The organism is Bradyrhizobium sp. Gha (assembly GCF_900113735.1).
Classification (GTDB): domain Bacteria; phylum Pseudomonadota; class Alphaproteobacteria; order Rhizobiales; family Xanthobacteraceae; genus Bradyrhizobium.
Genome location: NZ_FOQM01000024.1, coordinates 44,777 through 58,552, shown reverse-complemented (window position 1 = coordinate 58,552; position 13,776 = coordinate 44,777). Strand labels below are relative to the sequence as shown.

Annotated in this window: 13 protein-coding genes; 7 read left to right on the top strand and 6 right to left on the bottom strand. The window is 64.8% G+C overall.

What is annotated here, in order from left to right:
- Positions 1-303: 303 nt before the first annotated feature.
- Both BM222_RS25595 and acnA read right to left on the bottom strand, forming a co-directional pair.
- Complete coding sequence (locus BM222_RS25595) at positions 304-1,083, bottom strand: DUF1223 domain-containing protein (protein ID WP_092233976.1); 780 nt, start codon at positions 1,081-1,083, stop codon at positions 304-306.
- Between the two features lie 301 nt (positions 1,084-1,384).
- Positions 1,385-4,105: an aconitate hydratase AcnA gene (acnA, locus tag BM222_RS25590; protein WP_092233973.1), complete on the bottom strand. Its 2,721-nt coding sequence runs from the start codon at positions 4,103-4,105 to the stop codon at positions 1,385-1,387.
- A 238-nt stretch (positions 4,106-4,343) separates the two neighbouring features.
- On the opposite strand from acnA, the gene ccmA reads away from it, so the two are divergent.
- The 5 genes from ccmA to BM222_RS25565 all read left to right on the top strand — a co-directional run bounded on the left by ccmA (position 4,344) and on the right by BM222_RS25565 (position 7,493).
- Positions 4,344-4,946 carry a heme ABC exporter ATP-binding protein CcmA gene (gene ccmA, locus BM222_RS25585; protein ID WP_092233970.1) on the top strand — a complete coding sequence of 201 codons (603 nt, stop codon included), beginning with the start codon at positions 4,344-4,346 and terminating at the stop codon, positions 4,944-4,946.
- A 271-nt stretch (positions 4,947-5,217) separates the two neighbouring features.
- On the top strand, positions 5,218-5,886 hold the full coding sequence (gene ccmB, locus BM222_RS25580; RefSeq protein ID WP_092233967.1) for a heme exporter protein CcmB: 669 nt from the start codon (positions 5,218-5,220) through the stop codon (positions 5,884-5,886).
- Between the two features lie 91 nt (positions 5,887-5,977).
- Entirely contained in the window at positions 5,978-6,709 is a 732-nt protein-coding gene (locus BM222_RS25575) for a heme ABC transporter permease (RefSeq protein ID WP_092233964.1), read from the top strand.
- Positions 6,706-6,903, top strand: a complete 198-nt coding sequence (gene ccmD, locus BM222_RS25570; protein WP_092233961.1) for a heme exporter protein CcmD — start codon at positions 6,706-6,708, stop codon at positions 6,901-6,903. The genes BM222_RS25575 and ccmD overlap by 4 nt, the downstream gene beginning before the upstream one ends.
- Positions 6,900-7,493, top strand: coding sequence for a DsbE family thiol:disulfide interchange protein (locus tag BM222_RS25565; RefSeq protein ID WP_092233958.1), 594 nt, complete (start codon positions 6,900-6,902; stop codon positions 7,491-7,493). Before ccmD ends, BM222_RS25565 begins: the two co-directional genes overlap by 4 nt.
- Before the next feature lie 190 nt (positions 7,494-7,683).
- Here BM222_RS25565 and BM222_RS25560 read toward each other — a convergent pair whose 3' ends face one another.
- Together BM222_RS25560 and ftsY are read right to left on the bottom strand one after the other, a co-directional pair.
- Positions 7,684-8,286, bottom strand: coding sequence for a septation protein A (locus tag BM222_RS25560; RefSeq protein ID WP_092233955.1), 603 nt, complete (start codon positions 8,284-8,286; stop codon positions 7,684-7,686).
- Positions 8,287-8,289: 3 nt separating this feature from the next.
- Entirely contained in the window at positions 8,290-9,237 is a 948-nt protein-coding gene (gene ftsY / locus BM222_RS25555; protein ID WP_092233952.1) for a signal recognition particle-docking protein FtsY, read from the bottom strand.
- Positions 9,238-9,284: 47 nt separating this feature from the next.
- On the opposite strand from ftsY, the gene BM222_RS25550 reads away from it, so the two are divergent.
- Positions 9,285-9,986, top strand: a complete 702-nt coding sequence (locus tag BM222_RS25550) for an RluA family pseudouridine synthase (RefSeq protein WP_177243456.1) — start codon at positions 9,285-9,287, stop codon at positions 9,984-9,986.
- Between the two features lie 271 nt (positions 9,987-10,257).
- The gene (locus BM222_RS25545) at positions 10,258-11,367 is read left to right on the top strand and encodes a DUF2336 domain-containing protein (RefSeq protein WP_092233949.1); all 1,110 of its coding nucleotides are present in this window, start codon (positions 10,258-10,260) and stop codon (positions 11,365-11,367) included.
- A 156-nt stretch (positions 11,368-11,523) separates the two neighbouring features.
- Here the strand turns inward: BM222_RS25545 and mtaB are convergent, their stop codons facing one another.
- Positions 11,524-12,777 carry a tRNA (N(6)-L-threonylcarbamoyladenosine(37)-C(2))-methylthiotransferase MtaB gene (mtaB, locus tag BM222_RS25540; RefSeq protein WP_092233946.1) on the bottom strand — a complete coding sequence of 418 codons (1,254 nt, stop codon included), beginning with the start codon at positions 12,775-12,777 and terminating at the stop codon, positions 11,524-11,526.
- The gene (gene dapF / locus BM222_RS25535) at positions 12,777-13,652 is read right to left on the bottom strand and encodes a diaminopimelate epimerase (RefSeq protein ID WP_092233943.1); all 876 of its coding nucleotides are present in this window, start codon (positions 13,650-13,652) and stop codon (positions 12,777-12,779) included. The genes mtaB and dapF overlap by 1 nt, the downstream gene beginning before the upstream one ends.
- Between the last annotated feature and the right edge of the window lie 124 nt (positions 13,653-13,776).

Below are 13,776 nucleotides of genomic sequence, written 5' to 3'. Positions count from 1 at the left end.
TCGAACAGGATCGGGTCTGTACGCACGACAAGGAGGACCAACGCAAGTTGGTCCTTTTTTTTGTCCGTGGCTGAGTGTGGCCGTGACGAAGCTGCAGTCCGAGCATCCGCGCGAAAACTCTCTCCCCTCGTGCTCAGGAGCCGCCAAGCGCTGTCTCCAAGGATCGAGCGCCGGATGCATCAACGGGGGCCTGCATGGGCTCCCGCGGCGATGCAGAGCATCGTCCGCTAGACGGCGCTCACGCGCCTCCTCACCATGAGGGCTGAAAGTGGTGCTTGTATCAGGAGATTCGAAGCGTTCGCTTCAGTGCAGCGAGGTGTACGCCGCGCCCAGCATTGCGCCTGGCTTCTCGCGACTGCCGTCCTGGACATAGACCACCGCGCCGTCGACGGCATCGCGCGATGTCAAATTCTCGATCGGCACCGTCCAGCTTTCCGGACGTCCGTTCCAGTCACCGACCTTGAGCAGATTGCGTACGACGTTGTGGTAGGTGATCTGCTGTCCACGGTTCTCGCCGCGGCTGATCTCGATCGGCACCGATCTCACGATCGAGCAGATCCAGACCTCGCCATGCGAGACCGCCGGCTCTTTGCTCGCCGCCACCGACACGTTGATCTGCTTGCCCGTGAGCGACATCGTCACCGGCACGCTCATCACGCCCGCGCTGGTGTCGGTCTTGTCGATTGCATTTTCGATGCCGGAGCGATCGCTGCCGATGACATGCGCAGCGCCGTTGACCACGACCTGCGGCGTGTAGACTTCGCGATCACCGCGCATCCGTGAATAGGCGCGCTGCCGCGCCGAGAAACGTGAGTCCGCCAGCGTGTCCTTCCAGCCGAGATAATCCCAATAGTCGATCGGCATGCTCAGCGCGATGATCGAGGGATCCTTGGCGAGGTCGCCGATGACCTTGTCGGCGGGCGGGCAGGAGGAACAGCCCTGGGAGGTGAAGAGCTCGACCACCGCGCGGGGATCGGCCTGGGCGGGACGAATGACGGCGACGATGGCGCAGATGCCGATTGCTCCCGACCACAATGCACCGGACCATCGCGAAACGAGATTAGAAGCCATCATTCCAGTCATGTCGAACGTCACACATGGTAGCTCGTTGAGGAAGATCTTATCGCCTGATGGTCACCGTAGTCTTACGGGCCGAATGCATCCAACCGTTCAAGGGGGTTTTTGCCGGGCAGGCCCATCCGAAACATACCGCAAACGTACAAAGGCGGCCTTTTTGATAGGCCGCCTTTGTTTAACCTTCTACTCACGTCGCGGTGAGCCACCGTTCACAAATTCGCGCGCCAAAGTGCGCCAAGCGCACTTTCGCTTGTTGTCGGAGCATGATCTTTCCGGAGAACCGCTGCGCAGTCTTCCGGATCGTGCTCTAGGCCGCGAGCTTGCGCAGCACATAGTGGAGAATGCCGCCATTCCGGTAGTAATCGAGCTCGTCCAGCGTATCGATGCGGCAGAGCAGCGAAACGCGCTGCAACGAGCCATCGCCGGAGACGATCTCCGCGGTCAGCTTCTGGCGCGGCTTGAGGTCACCGACCAGGCCGCGCAGCGTGACCTTCTCGTCACCCTTCAGGCCGAGCGACGACCAGGAGGTGCCGTCCTCGAAGGTCAGCGGCAGCACGCCCATGCCGACCAGGTTCGAGCGATGGATGCGCTCGAAGCTCTGGCAGATCACGGCGCGCACGCCGAGCAGACGGGTGCCCTTCGCGGCCCAGTCGCGCGAGGAGCCGTTGCCGTATTCGGCGCCGGCGAACACCACCAGCGGCACCTGCTCCTGCTGATACTTCATCGCGGCGTCGTAGATCGACATCTGCTCGCCGTCGGGCCAGTGCTTGGTGAGGCCGCCTTCGGGGATGTTTCCATCCGCGCCCTTGAGCATGAAGTTCTTGATGCGGATGTTGGCGAAGGTGCCGCGCATCATCACTTCATGATTGCCGCGGCGCGTGCCGTACTGGTTGAAATCGGCGGGACGCACCTGGTGCTCGCTGAGATATTTGCCAGCGGGCGAGGTCAGCTTGATCGAGCCGGCCGGTGAAATGTGGTCTGTGGTGATCTTGTCGCCGAACATGGCGAGGATGCGCGCCTCGACGATGTCGGTGACCGGCTCCGGCTCCTTCTTCATGCCGTCGAAATAGGGCGGGTTCTGCACATAGGTCGACGACATGTTCCAGCGATAGGTCTCGCTCTCGACCGTCTTGATCTTGCGCCAGTTGGCGTCGCCCTTGAACACGTCGGCATATTTCTTCTTGAAGATCGTCGAGGTCACGAACTTCTTCATGAAGGCATTGATTTCCTTCGTCGTCGGCCAGATGTCCTTCAGGTACACCGGCTTGCCGTCCTTGCCTTCGCCGAGCGGCTCGACCGCGAGGTTCTTGGTGACGCTGCCGGCGAGCGCATGCGCGACGACCAGCGGCGGCGAGGCGAGATAGTTCGCCTGCACGTCCGGCGAGACGCGGCCTTCGAAGTTGCGGTTACCTGACAGCACGGCGGCGGCGACGATGCCGTTGTCGTTGATCGACTTCGAGATCTCCTCCGGCAGCGGGCCGGAATTGCCGATGCAGGTGGTGCAGCCGAAGCCGACCAGATTGAAGCCGACCTTGTCGAGATCTTTCTGCAGACCGGAATCGGCGAGATAGCCGGCAACGACCTGGCTGCCCGGAGCAAGCGAGGTCTTCACCCACGGTTTTGCCTTGAGGCCCTTCGCAGCGGCGTTGCGCGCCAACAGGCCGGCGCCGATCAGCACGCTCGGATTCGAGGTGTTGGTGCAGGACGTGATCGCGGCGATCACCACGTCGCCATGACCGATCTCGTAATCCTTGCCTTCAACGGCAAAGCGCTTGTTGGGCTCCTCGGTCTTCTTGTACTCGCTGCCGAGTGCGAGCGAAAAACCTTCGGCAACCGACGGCAGCGCGATGCGGCCCTCAGGACGCTTCGGACCGGCCATCGACGGCACGACGTCGGCGAGGTCGAGCGTCAGCGTTTCCGTGAAAACGGGATCGGCCGACTTGGCGGTGCGGAACAGGCCTTGCGCCTTGGCATAGGCCTGCACCAGCGCCACGCGCGGTGCGGCGCGGCCGGAGGTCTTGAGGTAATCGATCGCAGCGGCGTCGACGGGGAAGAAGCCGCAGGTCGCGCCATATTCCGGCGCCATGTTGGCGATGGTCGCCTTGTCGGCGACGGAGAGATTGTCGAGGCCGGGGCCGAAGAACTCGACGAACTTGCCGACCACGCCGAGCTTGCGCAGCATCTGCGTGACTGTGAGCACGAGGTCGGTCGCGGTGACGCCTTCCTTCATCGCGCCCTTCAGCTTGAAGCCGACGACGTTGGGCAGCAGCATCGACAGCGGCTGACCGAGCATGCAGGCTTCCGCCTCGATGCCGCCGACGCCCCAGCCGAGCACGGCGAGACCGTTGACCATCGTGGTGTGCGAGTCGGTACCGACGAGCGAGTCGGGATAGGCGACCTCGAAGGTGCCGGTCTTCTTGCCGACCGTCATCTTCTCCTTCTTGGTCCAGACCGTCTGGGAGAGATATTCGAGATTGACCTGGTGGCAGATGCCGGTGCCGGGCGGCACGACGGAGAAGTTCGAGAATGCCTTCTGGCCCCATTTCAGGAACTCGTAGCGCTCCTGGTTCTGCTTGTACTCTTCCGTGACGTTCTTGGCGAAAGCCTTGTTGTCGCCGAAGAAGTTCACGATCACGGAGTGATCGATGACGAGATCGACCGGCACCAGCGGATTGATCTTCTCGGCATCGCCGCCGAGCTTCTGCATCGCATTGCGCATCGCGGCGAGGTCGACGACGGCCGGAACGCCGGTGAAGTCCTGCATCAGCACGCGGGCCGGGCGGAACGCGATCTCATGCTCCAGCGACTTCTTGCGCAGCCACTTCGACACCGCGACGATGTCTTCCTTCTTGACCGAGCGGCCGTCCTCGTTGCGGAGCAGGTTCTCGAGCAGGACCTTCATCGAATAGGGAAGTTTCGAAATTCCCTTCAGACCATTCTTCTCGGCCGTGGGCAGGCTGTAATACACATAGGTCTTGGCGCCGACCTTGAGGGTCTTTTTGCATTTGAAGCTGTCGAGCGAGGTCATGTAGGAATCCCAATTGTTAGACATACCCGGCAGGGTATTTTAACACCGTCAGCGTATCAGGCTGGGTCGCTTGCAGGGGCAGGTTGAGTTGCTGCATCAAGTAGTTCCGGGCTTATAGAAGCTTTCTAACCGCGCCGCCACAGCCACAATCGAACCGAGCAAGTCGCGAGCCAAAAATTCTGATGCGCTACCCCAACAATTCCTGAGGCCTGGCTTGAACAGGTTGGTACCAGGCCAGATGCAGCTGTCCGGACGTGGGGTCACTTGCGTGCGGAGCGGCCGCGAGGTGTTTTCCGGGCTCGATTTCGAGGTGGCCTCCGGCGCAGCCGTGGCTGTCGTCGGCCGCAACGGTTCGGGCAAGACCTCGCTGCTGCGGCTGATCGCGGGCCTGCTCATTCCGGCTGGCGGCACGATCGTACTGGACGGCGGCGACGCCGACATGACGCTGCCCGAGCAGTGCCACTATCTCGGCCACCGCGATGCGCTGAAGCCGGCCCTGAGCGTGGCGGAAAATTTGTCATTCTGGGCTGATTTTCTCGGCGGCAAGCGTTTTGACGCGGCCGCGAGTCTCGCGGCCGTCGGTCTCGACCATGCCGCCGATCTGCCCGCCTCCTTCCTGTCCGCCGGCCAGCGCCGCCGGCTGTCGCTGGCCCGGCTGCTGACGGTCCGCCGCCCGGTCTGGCTGCTGGACGAACCGACCACGGCACTGGATGCCGCCGGTCAGGAGATGTTCGGCGGCCTGATGCGGGGCCACCTGGCAGGCGGCGGCATGATCATTGCGGCCACCCATGGGCCGCTCGGGATCGAAGCGCGGGAGCTGCGGATCGGGGGGACGGCGTGAGGATCGTGGACCCTCAGTTTTCCAAGCGGCCGGGCGCCGGCCTCTCCGTTCCCTCCCCCCTTGTGGGGGAGGGTCAGGGAGGGGGGTGCGGTACGGCGCGGCCTCTCGATTCTAGCGTTGGAGAAGCGAGCGCTCTGTTGCTGTCGCCTCGCCCCAAGCGAGCATCTCTCCCGGGGCTACCCCCCTCCCCAACCCTCCCCCACAAGGGGGGAGGGAGCGCAGTTTGCCTGTGGCGAGAGGCGGCCATACGCGGCCCCGGACGGAGCCCCCCATGACCGCCCTCTCCGCCCTGATCCGTCGGGACATCAAGATCGCGCTGCGCGTTGGCGGCGGGGCGCTCATTGGCGTGCTGTTCTTCCTGACCGTCGTCGTGCTGATGCCATTCGCGCTGGGACCGGATCTGGCGCTGCTGTCGCGGCTGGGGCCTGCCATCCTCTGGCTCGGCGCGCTGCTGGCCAGCCTGCTCACGCTGGACCGGCTGTTCATGGCCGACCATGAGGACGGCTCACTCGATTTGATCACGATGAGCCGGACCCCGCTGGAACTGGCCTGCGCAGCCAAGGCGCTGGCGCATTGGCTGGCCGCGGGCCTGCCGCTTGTTGTCGCAGCCCCCGTGCTCGGCCTGCTGCTCAATCTCGACATGGCCGCCACCGGCGCCGTTGCGCTGACGCTGCTCGCCGGCACCCCGGCGCTGACCTTTACCGGCATGATCGGTGCGGCGCTGGCGGTGACGCTGCACCGGGGCGGGCTCTTGATGGCCGTGCTGGTGCTGCCGCTGTCGATACCCGTGCTCATCTTCGGGGTCGCAGCCTCGCAAGCCGCGATCACGGGGCCGTTGTCATTCGGGGCGCCATTCTCGATCCTCTGCGCGCTGACGCTGGTCAGCCTCGTGATCGGCCCGTTCGCGGCGGCGGCGAGCCTGAAACATGGACTCGACTGAAAATGGGTTCGATTGGCTTGACCCCGATCAACTTTCGCTACGCGCTTCCATGCTGATTGCGTGAGCGCCGACCTGTGATTATCAGAACACCATGTCGCTGATTGACCTCGCCAACCCCACCAGGTTCCTCGCGCTCTCGGCGCGGGTGCTGCCATGGCTTGTGGCCGCGACAATCATCCTGCTCGCGATCGGCCTCTATCAATCGGCCACCGCGCCTGATGATTATCAGCAGGGCGCGACCGTGAAGATCATGTTCATCCACGTACCCAATGCGTGGCTCTCGATGTTCGTCTGGGGCGTGATGAGTGTGGCTTCGCTCGGCACGCTGGTGTGGCGGCATCCGCTCGCCGACGTCGCCGCGAAAGCTGCCGCACCGATCGGCGCCGCGTTCACCTTCCTCGCGCTGCTCACGGGCTCGCTGTGGGGCCGGCCGATGTGGGGCACCTATTGGGAATGGGATGCACGGCTGACATCGGTGCTGATCCTGTTCCTGATGTATCTCGGCCTGATGGCGCTGTGGCGCGCGGTGGAAGATCCCTCGCGCGCAGCGCGTGCTGCCGCCGTGCTGACGCTGGTCGGCGCACTCAATCTTCCGATCATCAAGTTCTCGGTCGACTGGTGGAACACGCTGCACCAGCCGGCCTCGGTGATGCGCATGGGCGGCTCGACGCTCGACAAGGCGTTCCTGATTCCGTTGCTGGTGATGGCGGTCGCGTTCACGCTGCTGTTCGTCACGCTGCACCTGGCTGCGATGCGCAACGAGATTTTGCGCCGGCGCGTCCGCTCCCTGCAGATGATGCAGGCAGGTCGGAAAGCAGCATGATCATGTCGCTTGGCCCCTACGCGCCCTTCATCGTGATCTCCTATGCCGCCGCCGCCATCGTGGTCGCGCTCCTGATCGGCTGGGTCGTGATCGACTATCGCAACCAGACGCAGCGCTTGCGCGAGCTCGAGCGCAGCGGCGTCACCCGCCGCTCCGGCCGCAGCGCGATCGACACACCAAGAACGACGACATGAGCGATCAATCGCCCCCCGCACCTGCACCGCGCCGCACCTTGCTGATGGTGCTGCCGCTGCTCGCCTTCACCGCCCTTGCCGTGCTGTTCTGGTTTCGGCTCGGCGGCGGCGATCCGTCGCGGATCCCCTCCGCGCTGATCGGCCATCCCGTGCCGCAGACCACGCTGCCGCCGCTCGAGGGATTGCAGGCTGACGGCATCCGAGTGCCGGGCCTCGATCCCGCCGCGTTCAAGGGCAAGGTCAGCCTCGTCAATGTCTGGGCCTCCTGGTGCGTGCCGTGCCACGAGGAGGCGCCGCTGCTGACGGAGCTCGCCACGGACAAGCGCTTCCAGATCGTCGGCATCAACTACAAGGACGCGCCCGACAATGCGCGCCGCTTCCTCGGCCGCTACGGCAACCCGTTCAGCCGCGTCGGCACGGACGCCAACGGCCGCGCCTCGATCGAATGGGGCGTCTATGGCGTGCCGGAGACGTTCGTCGTCGACCCCGAAGGCACCATCGTCTACAAGCTGGTCGGCCCCATCACGCCGGAGAATTTCCGCACCGTGCTGCTGCCGCAGATGGAGAAGGCGTTGAAAGCGGGGTCCTAGCCAAGACCGTCATTGCGAAGGACCCAACCACACACCGCTGTCATGCCCCGGCTTGACCGGGGCATCCAGTACGCCGCGGCCTCTGCGTATCTCACTGCTGTCTCTGGAATACTGGATCGCCCGGTCGAGCCGGGCGATGACAGTTGCGTATGTGGCTGCGCCTCAGTTCGCAATGACGAGCTGAGACAGCTCACCCCTTCCGCACGTCCCCCGCCTCGGCCTCGCTGGTCTCCAGCGACACCGGTTCGACGCCATAGCGCTTGGTCAGGGGCATCTGGGCGATGGCGAAGATCATGGTCAGCGGCGTGACGCCGAACACCTTGAAGTTCACCCAGAAGTCCGTGCTCTGGGTGCGCCAGACCACCTCGTTCAGCACCGCCAGGCCAGCGAAGAACAGCGCCCAGCGCAGGGTGAGGATGCGCCAGCCCTGCGGCGTCAGATTGAACATCTGGTCGAACATCACGGCGATGAAGGAGCGGCCGAACAACAGCCCGCCGCCGAGGATCGCGGCGAACAGGCCGTAGATGATGGTCGGCTTGACCTTGATGAAGGTTTCGTCGTGCAGCACCAGGGTCAGCGTGCCGAACACCAGTACGATCACGCCCGTCACGATCGCCATGATCGGGATGTGGCGCGTCACCACATAGGAGGCGATCATCGCCGCGACGATCGCGACCATGAAGGCACCGGTGGCGGCGAACAGGTTGAACTTCGCATTGACGAAGAAGAACACGAGCAGCGGCCCGAGCTCGGTCGCAAGCTTGAACAGCGGGTGCGGCTGGGTCTTGTCCATTCTCTAACTTTCGATTCCGGCAATCGCGCGGGCGAAATCGCGCGCGGTGAAGGCTGCGAGATCGTCGACGCCTTCGCCGACGCCGATGAAATGCACCGGCAGTTTGAATTTCTCCGCGAGCGCAACAAGAATGCCGCCGCGCGCAGTGCCGTCGAGCTTGGTCATCACCAGGCCGGTGACGCCGGCGGTGCGATGGAAGGCCTCGACCTGCGACAGCGCGTTCTGGCCCACGGTGGCATCCAGCACGAGCAGCACCGCATGCGGCGCCGAAGCGTCGACCTTGCGGATGACGCGCACGACCTTCTCGAGCTCGTTCATCAGCTCGGCCTTGTTCTGCAAGCGGCCCGCGGTGTCGATCAGGAGCACGTCGACGGCCTGCTCTTTCGCCGCGGTCAGCGCATTGAAGGCGAGGCTCGCGGAATCAGAGCCCTGCGCGCCCGCGATGACGGGCGTCTTCGTCCGCTCGCCCCAGACTTTGAGCTGCTCGATGGCGGCAGCGCGAAACGTGTCGCCGGCGGCCAGCATCACCTTGCGGCCTTCGGAAGCAAATTTTTGTGAGAGTTTTCCGATCGTCGTGGTCTTGCCAGAACCGTTGACGCCCACGACCAGGATGACGAACGGCTTTTTCGCCGCATCGATCACGAGCGGCAGCGCCACCGGGGCCAGCACCTTCTCGACCTCGGTGGCGACCACGTCCTTGACCTCGTCAGCCGAGATCGCCTTGTCGTAGCGTCCCGTGCCTACCGCATCCGCGATCCGCACCGCGACTGAGGTGCCGAGATCGGCGCGCAGCAGCACGTCCTCGATGTCGTCGAGCATGGCGCGGTCGAGCTTGCGCTTGGTGACGAGGTCGGCAACCGCGGTCCCAAGCGAGGACGAGGTGCGCTTCAGCCCGTTGGACAGGCGGCGCCACCAGCTCAGCTTGGGGGTTTCGGGGGTGGTATCGTTCATGGCGGGGGTGTGTTAGCCGTTCCGGCCCCTAAACGAAAGTCTTGCAATTGCTCGATGTTCCCCAATTGACCGCTGATGAGATCTTGGGCCGCGTGCTCCATCGCGACGGCCTGATGCTGGTCATCAACAAGCCGGCCGGCCTGCCGGTGCACCGCGGCCCCAAGGGCGGGCCCAATCTGGAAGATTCTTTCGACGCGCTCCGGTTCGGCCTGCCGCGGCCACCGGTGCTGGCCCACCGGCTGGACAAGGACACCTCCGGCTGCCTCGTGCTTGGCCGCCATCGGAAAGCCACCGCCTCGCTCGGCCTCCTGTTCAAGCATGGCAAGATCGGCAAGACCTACTGGACCGTGGTCGAGGGCGGGCCTGCCGAAAACGAAGGCAGCATCGACATGCCCCTCGGCCGCCTCAATGCCGAACGCGGCTGGTGGCAGAAGCCCGACCCCGAGGGGCAAAAGGCGATCACCAACTGGAAGGTGATGGGCCGGGGCGAGGGTTTTGCCTGGCTCGCCATGGAACCGGTGACCGGCCGGACCCATCAATTGCGGGTGCATTCGTCGGCGACCGGCTGGCCGATCTTCGGCGATAACATTTACGGCAACGGCCCGCGCTTCGGCGAGCCGAAGCTGCACCTGCATTCCCGCGAGATCGTGGTGCCGATCTCCCGGAACAAGGAGCCGGTCCGCGTGGTCGCGCCGGCCCCGCCCCACATGCACGAAAAGCTCCGCGCCTGCGGCTGGAACGGGGAATAACGGTGCGGCTGTTCACCTCTCCCGCTTGCGGGAGCGGTCGGATCGCGCAGCGGTCCGGTGAGGACTTTCTCCTCTGGGGGATTGTCCCGTCGCGGAGATAGCCCTCTCCCCACCCCTCTCCTGCAAGCGGGAGAGGGAGCCCACCACCTTCGTGGCGGCAATCCGATCTGGCCACACGCAAGGCATGGTTTACGAAACGTTCAGTGCTCGTCGCTAATGATGGCGATTGCTTAGAACAAGCCTCCCATCCGCTCAGGACGAGCAACGCGTCATGTCCACGGCCCAGCTATCGATCATCGACGAGGTCGAATCCGCGATCCGGACCGGCTCGGCGGAAAAGGGCATGGAGACCGCCCGGCGCGTCACCGACCTGTTCCTCTCCTCCGCCGGCAGCTTCAACGACGAGCAGATCGCGCTGTTCGACGACGTGCTCGAGCGCCTGATCGGCACCATCGAGTTGCGCGCCATCGCAGACATGGGCGCACGCGTTGCGCTCGCCGAAATCAGCGCCCAGCTTGCGCCGGTCGCGCAGGCGCCACCCTCCGTCATCCGCCGCCTCGCCAGCAATGACGAGATTCGCATCGCTGGGCCCGTGCTGCAGGAATCCGCGCGCCTGGACGACGGCGAGTTGGTGAAGATCGCCTCCAGCAAGGGTGAACCGCACCTGCTCGCGGTCGCCGGCCGGTGGTGGCTGAAGGAGATCGTCACCGACGCGCTGCTGGCACGGCGCTACCCCAGCGTCAGCCGGCGCCTCGCCGCCAATCCCGGCGCGCGCCTGTCCGGAAAGGGATTCACGCTCATCGTCGGACAGGCCGAGAGCGATCCCGAACTCGCGGTCAGCATCGGCGTCCGCGTCGACCTGCCGTCGGATCTGCGCCGGCGCTTGCTGCGTTCCGCAACTGATGCCGTTCGCACCCGCCTGCTGTCGCGCGCACCGCCCGATCTGTTCGAGGAAATCCAGAGCGCCATTGCCGCCGTCACCGTCGGCGTCGAGCGCGAGATGTCGGGCGCGCGCGATTTCGAAGGCGCCAAGCGCGCGATCGCCCATCTCAAGGCAACCGGCCAGCTCAACGAGGCGATGTTGCTGAACTTCGCGCGACACCGGCGCTACGAAGAAGCCGTGGCCGCACTGGCGGCATTGTCCGGATCAACCGTCGAGGTGATTCGTCCGCTGATGCAGAGCCTGCGCGAAGACGGCCTGCTGGTGCCGTGCAAGGCCGCACAACTGGGCTGGGAAACCACCATTGCCGTGCTCGAAAGCCGCTTTGCCAGCGGGGCGATGAAGCCGGCGGATCTTGCAAGGGCGCAAAGCAATTTTGCCCGCATGTCGCCGGAGAACGCCCGGCGCACGCTGCGCTTCTGGCAGGTACGGGCGTCGTAGACTTTCGTCAGGCGCGGTCCGCGCCGCACACTCCGCTGTCATCACCCGCGAAAGCGGGTGATCCAGTACTCCAGAGACGTCAGTGAGATACGGACAAGCCGCGGCGTACTGGGTCGCCCGGTCAAGCCGGGCGACGACACCTGTGATGTTGTCAGATCATGTCGTCAGCCGCTCGCCGTCGTCGCCCGTGATCGTCACCGGCACGACGTTGCCGACGCGCTCGCCCGCAACCGCCACCGGCAGGTAATGCTCGGTGCGCCCCTGCCCGCTGCTCTCAATCAGCACATTGCGCGTCGCGCCGGTCTCCGCGCTCAGCCGCTGCCGTAACCCTGCCTCGCCCGCCGCGCGCAGCCGTTTCGCGCGTTCCTTGATCGCACCGCCCGCGACCTGCGGCATCTTCGCGGCCGGGGTGCCGGGGCGCGGCGAATACGGGAAGACGTGCAGGAAGGTCAGGCCGCATTCCTCGACCAGATCGAGCGAGCGCGAGAACATGGCCTCGGTCTCGGTCGGGAAGCCCGCGATGATATCGGCGCCGAAGACGATGTCCGGACGCAGGCGGCGCACCTGATCGCAGAACGCAATCGCATCCTGCCGCGAATGCCGCCGCTTCATGCGCTTCAGGATCATGTCATCGCCTGATTGCAGCGACAGATGCAGATGCGGCATCAGCCTGGTATCGTCGGCGATGGCATCGAGCAGGTCGCTATCCGCCTCGATCGAATCGATCGAGGAGATGCGCAGTCGCTTCAGCTCCGGCACATGCCGCAATATCTGCTTGGTCAGCAGGCCGAGCTTCGGCGCGCCCGGCAGGTCGGTGCCGTAGCTGGTGAGATCGACGCCGGTCAGCACGATCTCCGCATGACCGCGCCCGACCAGCGCACGCACCTGATCGACCACCGCGCCCATCGGCACCGAGCGCGAATTGCCGCGGCCGTAGGGGATGATGCAGAAAGTGCAGCGATGGTCGCAGCCGTTCTGCACCTGCACGAACACGCGCGGCATGCCGCTCGCATAGCCGTCGATCAGATGCGGCGCCATTTCCCTGATCGCCATGATGTCGCTGACGGCGATCTTCTCGCTGGCGCCGAGGTCGAAAGCATCACGCGCCGCGCGCCAGGCTTCGCCCCGCATCTTGTCGTCATTGCCGACGACGCGATCGACCTCGGTCATCCCGGCGAACATCGCGCTTTGCGTCTGCGCCGCACAGCCGGTGACCACAATGCGCGCCGAAGGGCGCTCACGCTTCAATTTGCGGATCGACTGCCGCGCCTGCGCCACCGCCTCGTTGGTGACGGCGCAGCTGTTGATGACGATGGTATCGGTGAGACCCGCGCCCTCGGCCTTGCTGCGGATCACCTCGGCCTCGAAGGCGTTGAGGCGGCAGCCAAAGGTGACGATGTCGACGGCCATCAGCCTGCCGGCGCGAACAGCGCCGGATCGAAATTGCCCTCGTATTCGAAGGTCGCGGTGCCCGTCATCAGCACATGATCGTCGCGCTCGCGCCATTCGATGCCGAGCTTGCCGCCGGGCAGCGTCATCTCGACCTTGCGGCCGGTGCGCTTCAGCCGCGCCGCCGCGACCCCGGTCGCGCAAGCCGCCGAACCGCAGGCCCTGGTGAGCCCGGCGCCACGCTCCCAGGTGCGCATGGTGATGTGCTCGCGATCGACGATATGAGCGAGCGTGATGTTGGCGCGGTCGGGGAAGATCGGATGATTCTCCAACAGCGGACCGAAACGCTCGAGATCATAGGCGTTGACGTCGTCGACCCAGAAGATCGCGTGCGGGTTGCCCATGCTGACCACGGACGGCGAATGCAGGATCGGATTATCGATCGGCCCGATCTGCAATTCGATGTACCGGGTGTCGCGAAACTCTTCCGCCAGCGGAATGTCCTGCCAGCCGAACTTCGGCGCGCCCATGTCGACGGTGTAGAGGTCGGGCGCCGGGCCCTGCCAGGCATTGAGCAGGCCGGCCGCGGTCTCGAAGGTCGCCGTGGTCTGGCCGCTCTTCTCGAAGACGCGGCGCACCACGCAGCGCATGCCGTTGCCGCAGGCGCCGGCTTCCGAGCCGTCATTGTTATAGATGCTGACGAAAGCCTCGGTGCCGTCGAGCCGCGGCTTCTGCAAGACCATGAGCTGGTCATAGGGCACGCCGCCTTGTGGGGATGCCACCGCGCGGGCGTCATCAGGCGTGACCTTGCCCGCGGAATCGCGCATGTCGACAACGACGATCTCGTTGCCGATGCCGTTCATCTTGGCAAATGCGTGGTTGGCCAGCGCGCTCATGAAAATTCCCGAATTTCGCCTGCCTTATATGGCGATCTTTGGCCGTCTGGCCAGTGATTTGCGATGCAACGGCCCGGACCTCTGCCATGACGCATCTGTCATGGGACGAATTTGACGCCCGCGT

What these genes read in the sequence shown, in the direction of transcription:
- BM222_RS25565 (WP_092233958.1), top strand. Translation starts at nt 6,900, where the DNA reads ATGAGCGATCAATCGCCCCCCGCACCTGCACCGCGCCGCACCTTGCTG.
- BM222_RS25560 (WP_092233955.1), bottom strand. Translation starts at nt 8,286, where the DNA reads ATGGACAAGACCCAGCCGCACCCGCTGTTCAAGCTTGCGACCGAGCTC.
- ccmB (WP_092233967.1), top strand. Translation starts at nt 5,218, where the DNA reads ATGACCGCCCTCTCCGCCCTGATCCGTCGGGACATCAAGATCGCGCTG.
- ccmA (WP_092233970.1), top strand. Translation starts at nt 4,344, where the DNA reads ATGCAGCTGTCCGGACGTGGGGTCACTTGCGTGCGGAGCGGCCGCGAG.
- BM222_RS25545 (WP_092233949.1), top strand. Translation starts at nt 10,258, where the DNA reads ATGTCCACGGCCCAGCTATCGATCATCGACGAGGTCGAATCCGCGATC.
- acnA (WP_092233973.1), bottom strand. Translation starts at nt 4,105, where the DNA reads ATGACCTCGCTCGACAGCTTCAAATGCAAAAAGACCCTCAAGGTCGGC.
- ccmD (WP_092233961.1), top strand. Translation starts at nt 6,706, where the DNA reads ATGATCATGTCGCTTGGCCCCTACGCGCCCTTCATCGTGATCTCCTAT.
- ftsY (WP_092233952.1), bottom strand. Translation starts at nt 9,237, where the DNA reads ATGAACGATACCACCCCCGAAACCCCCAAGCTGAGCTGGTGGCGCCGC.
- dapF (WP_092233943.1), bottom strand. Translation starts at nt 13,652, where the DNA reads ATGAGCGCGCTGGCCAACCACGCATTTGCCAAGATGAACGGCATCGGC.
- BM222_RS25595 (WP_092233976.1), bottom strand. Translation starts at nt 1,083, where the DNA reads ATGACTGGAATGATGGCTTCTAATCTCGTTTCGCGATGGTCCGGTGCA.
- mtaB (WP_092233946.1), bottom strand. Translation starts at nt 12,777, where the DNA reads ATGGCCGTCGACATCGTCACCTTTGGCTGCCGCCTCAACGCCTTCGAG.
- BM222_RS25575 (WP_092233964.1), top strand. Translation starts at nt 5,978, where the DNA reads ATGTCGCTGATTGACCTCGCCAACCCCACCAGGTTCCTCGCGCTCTCG.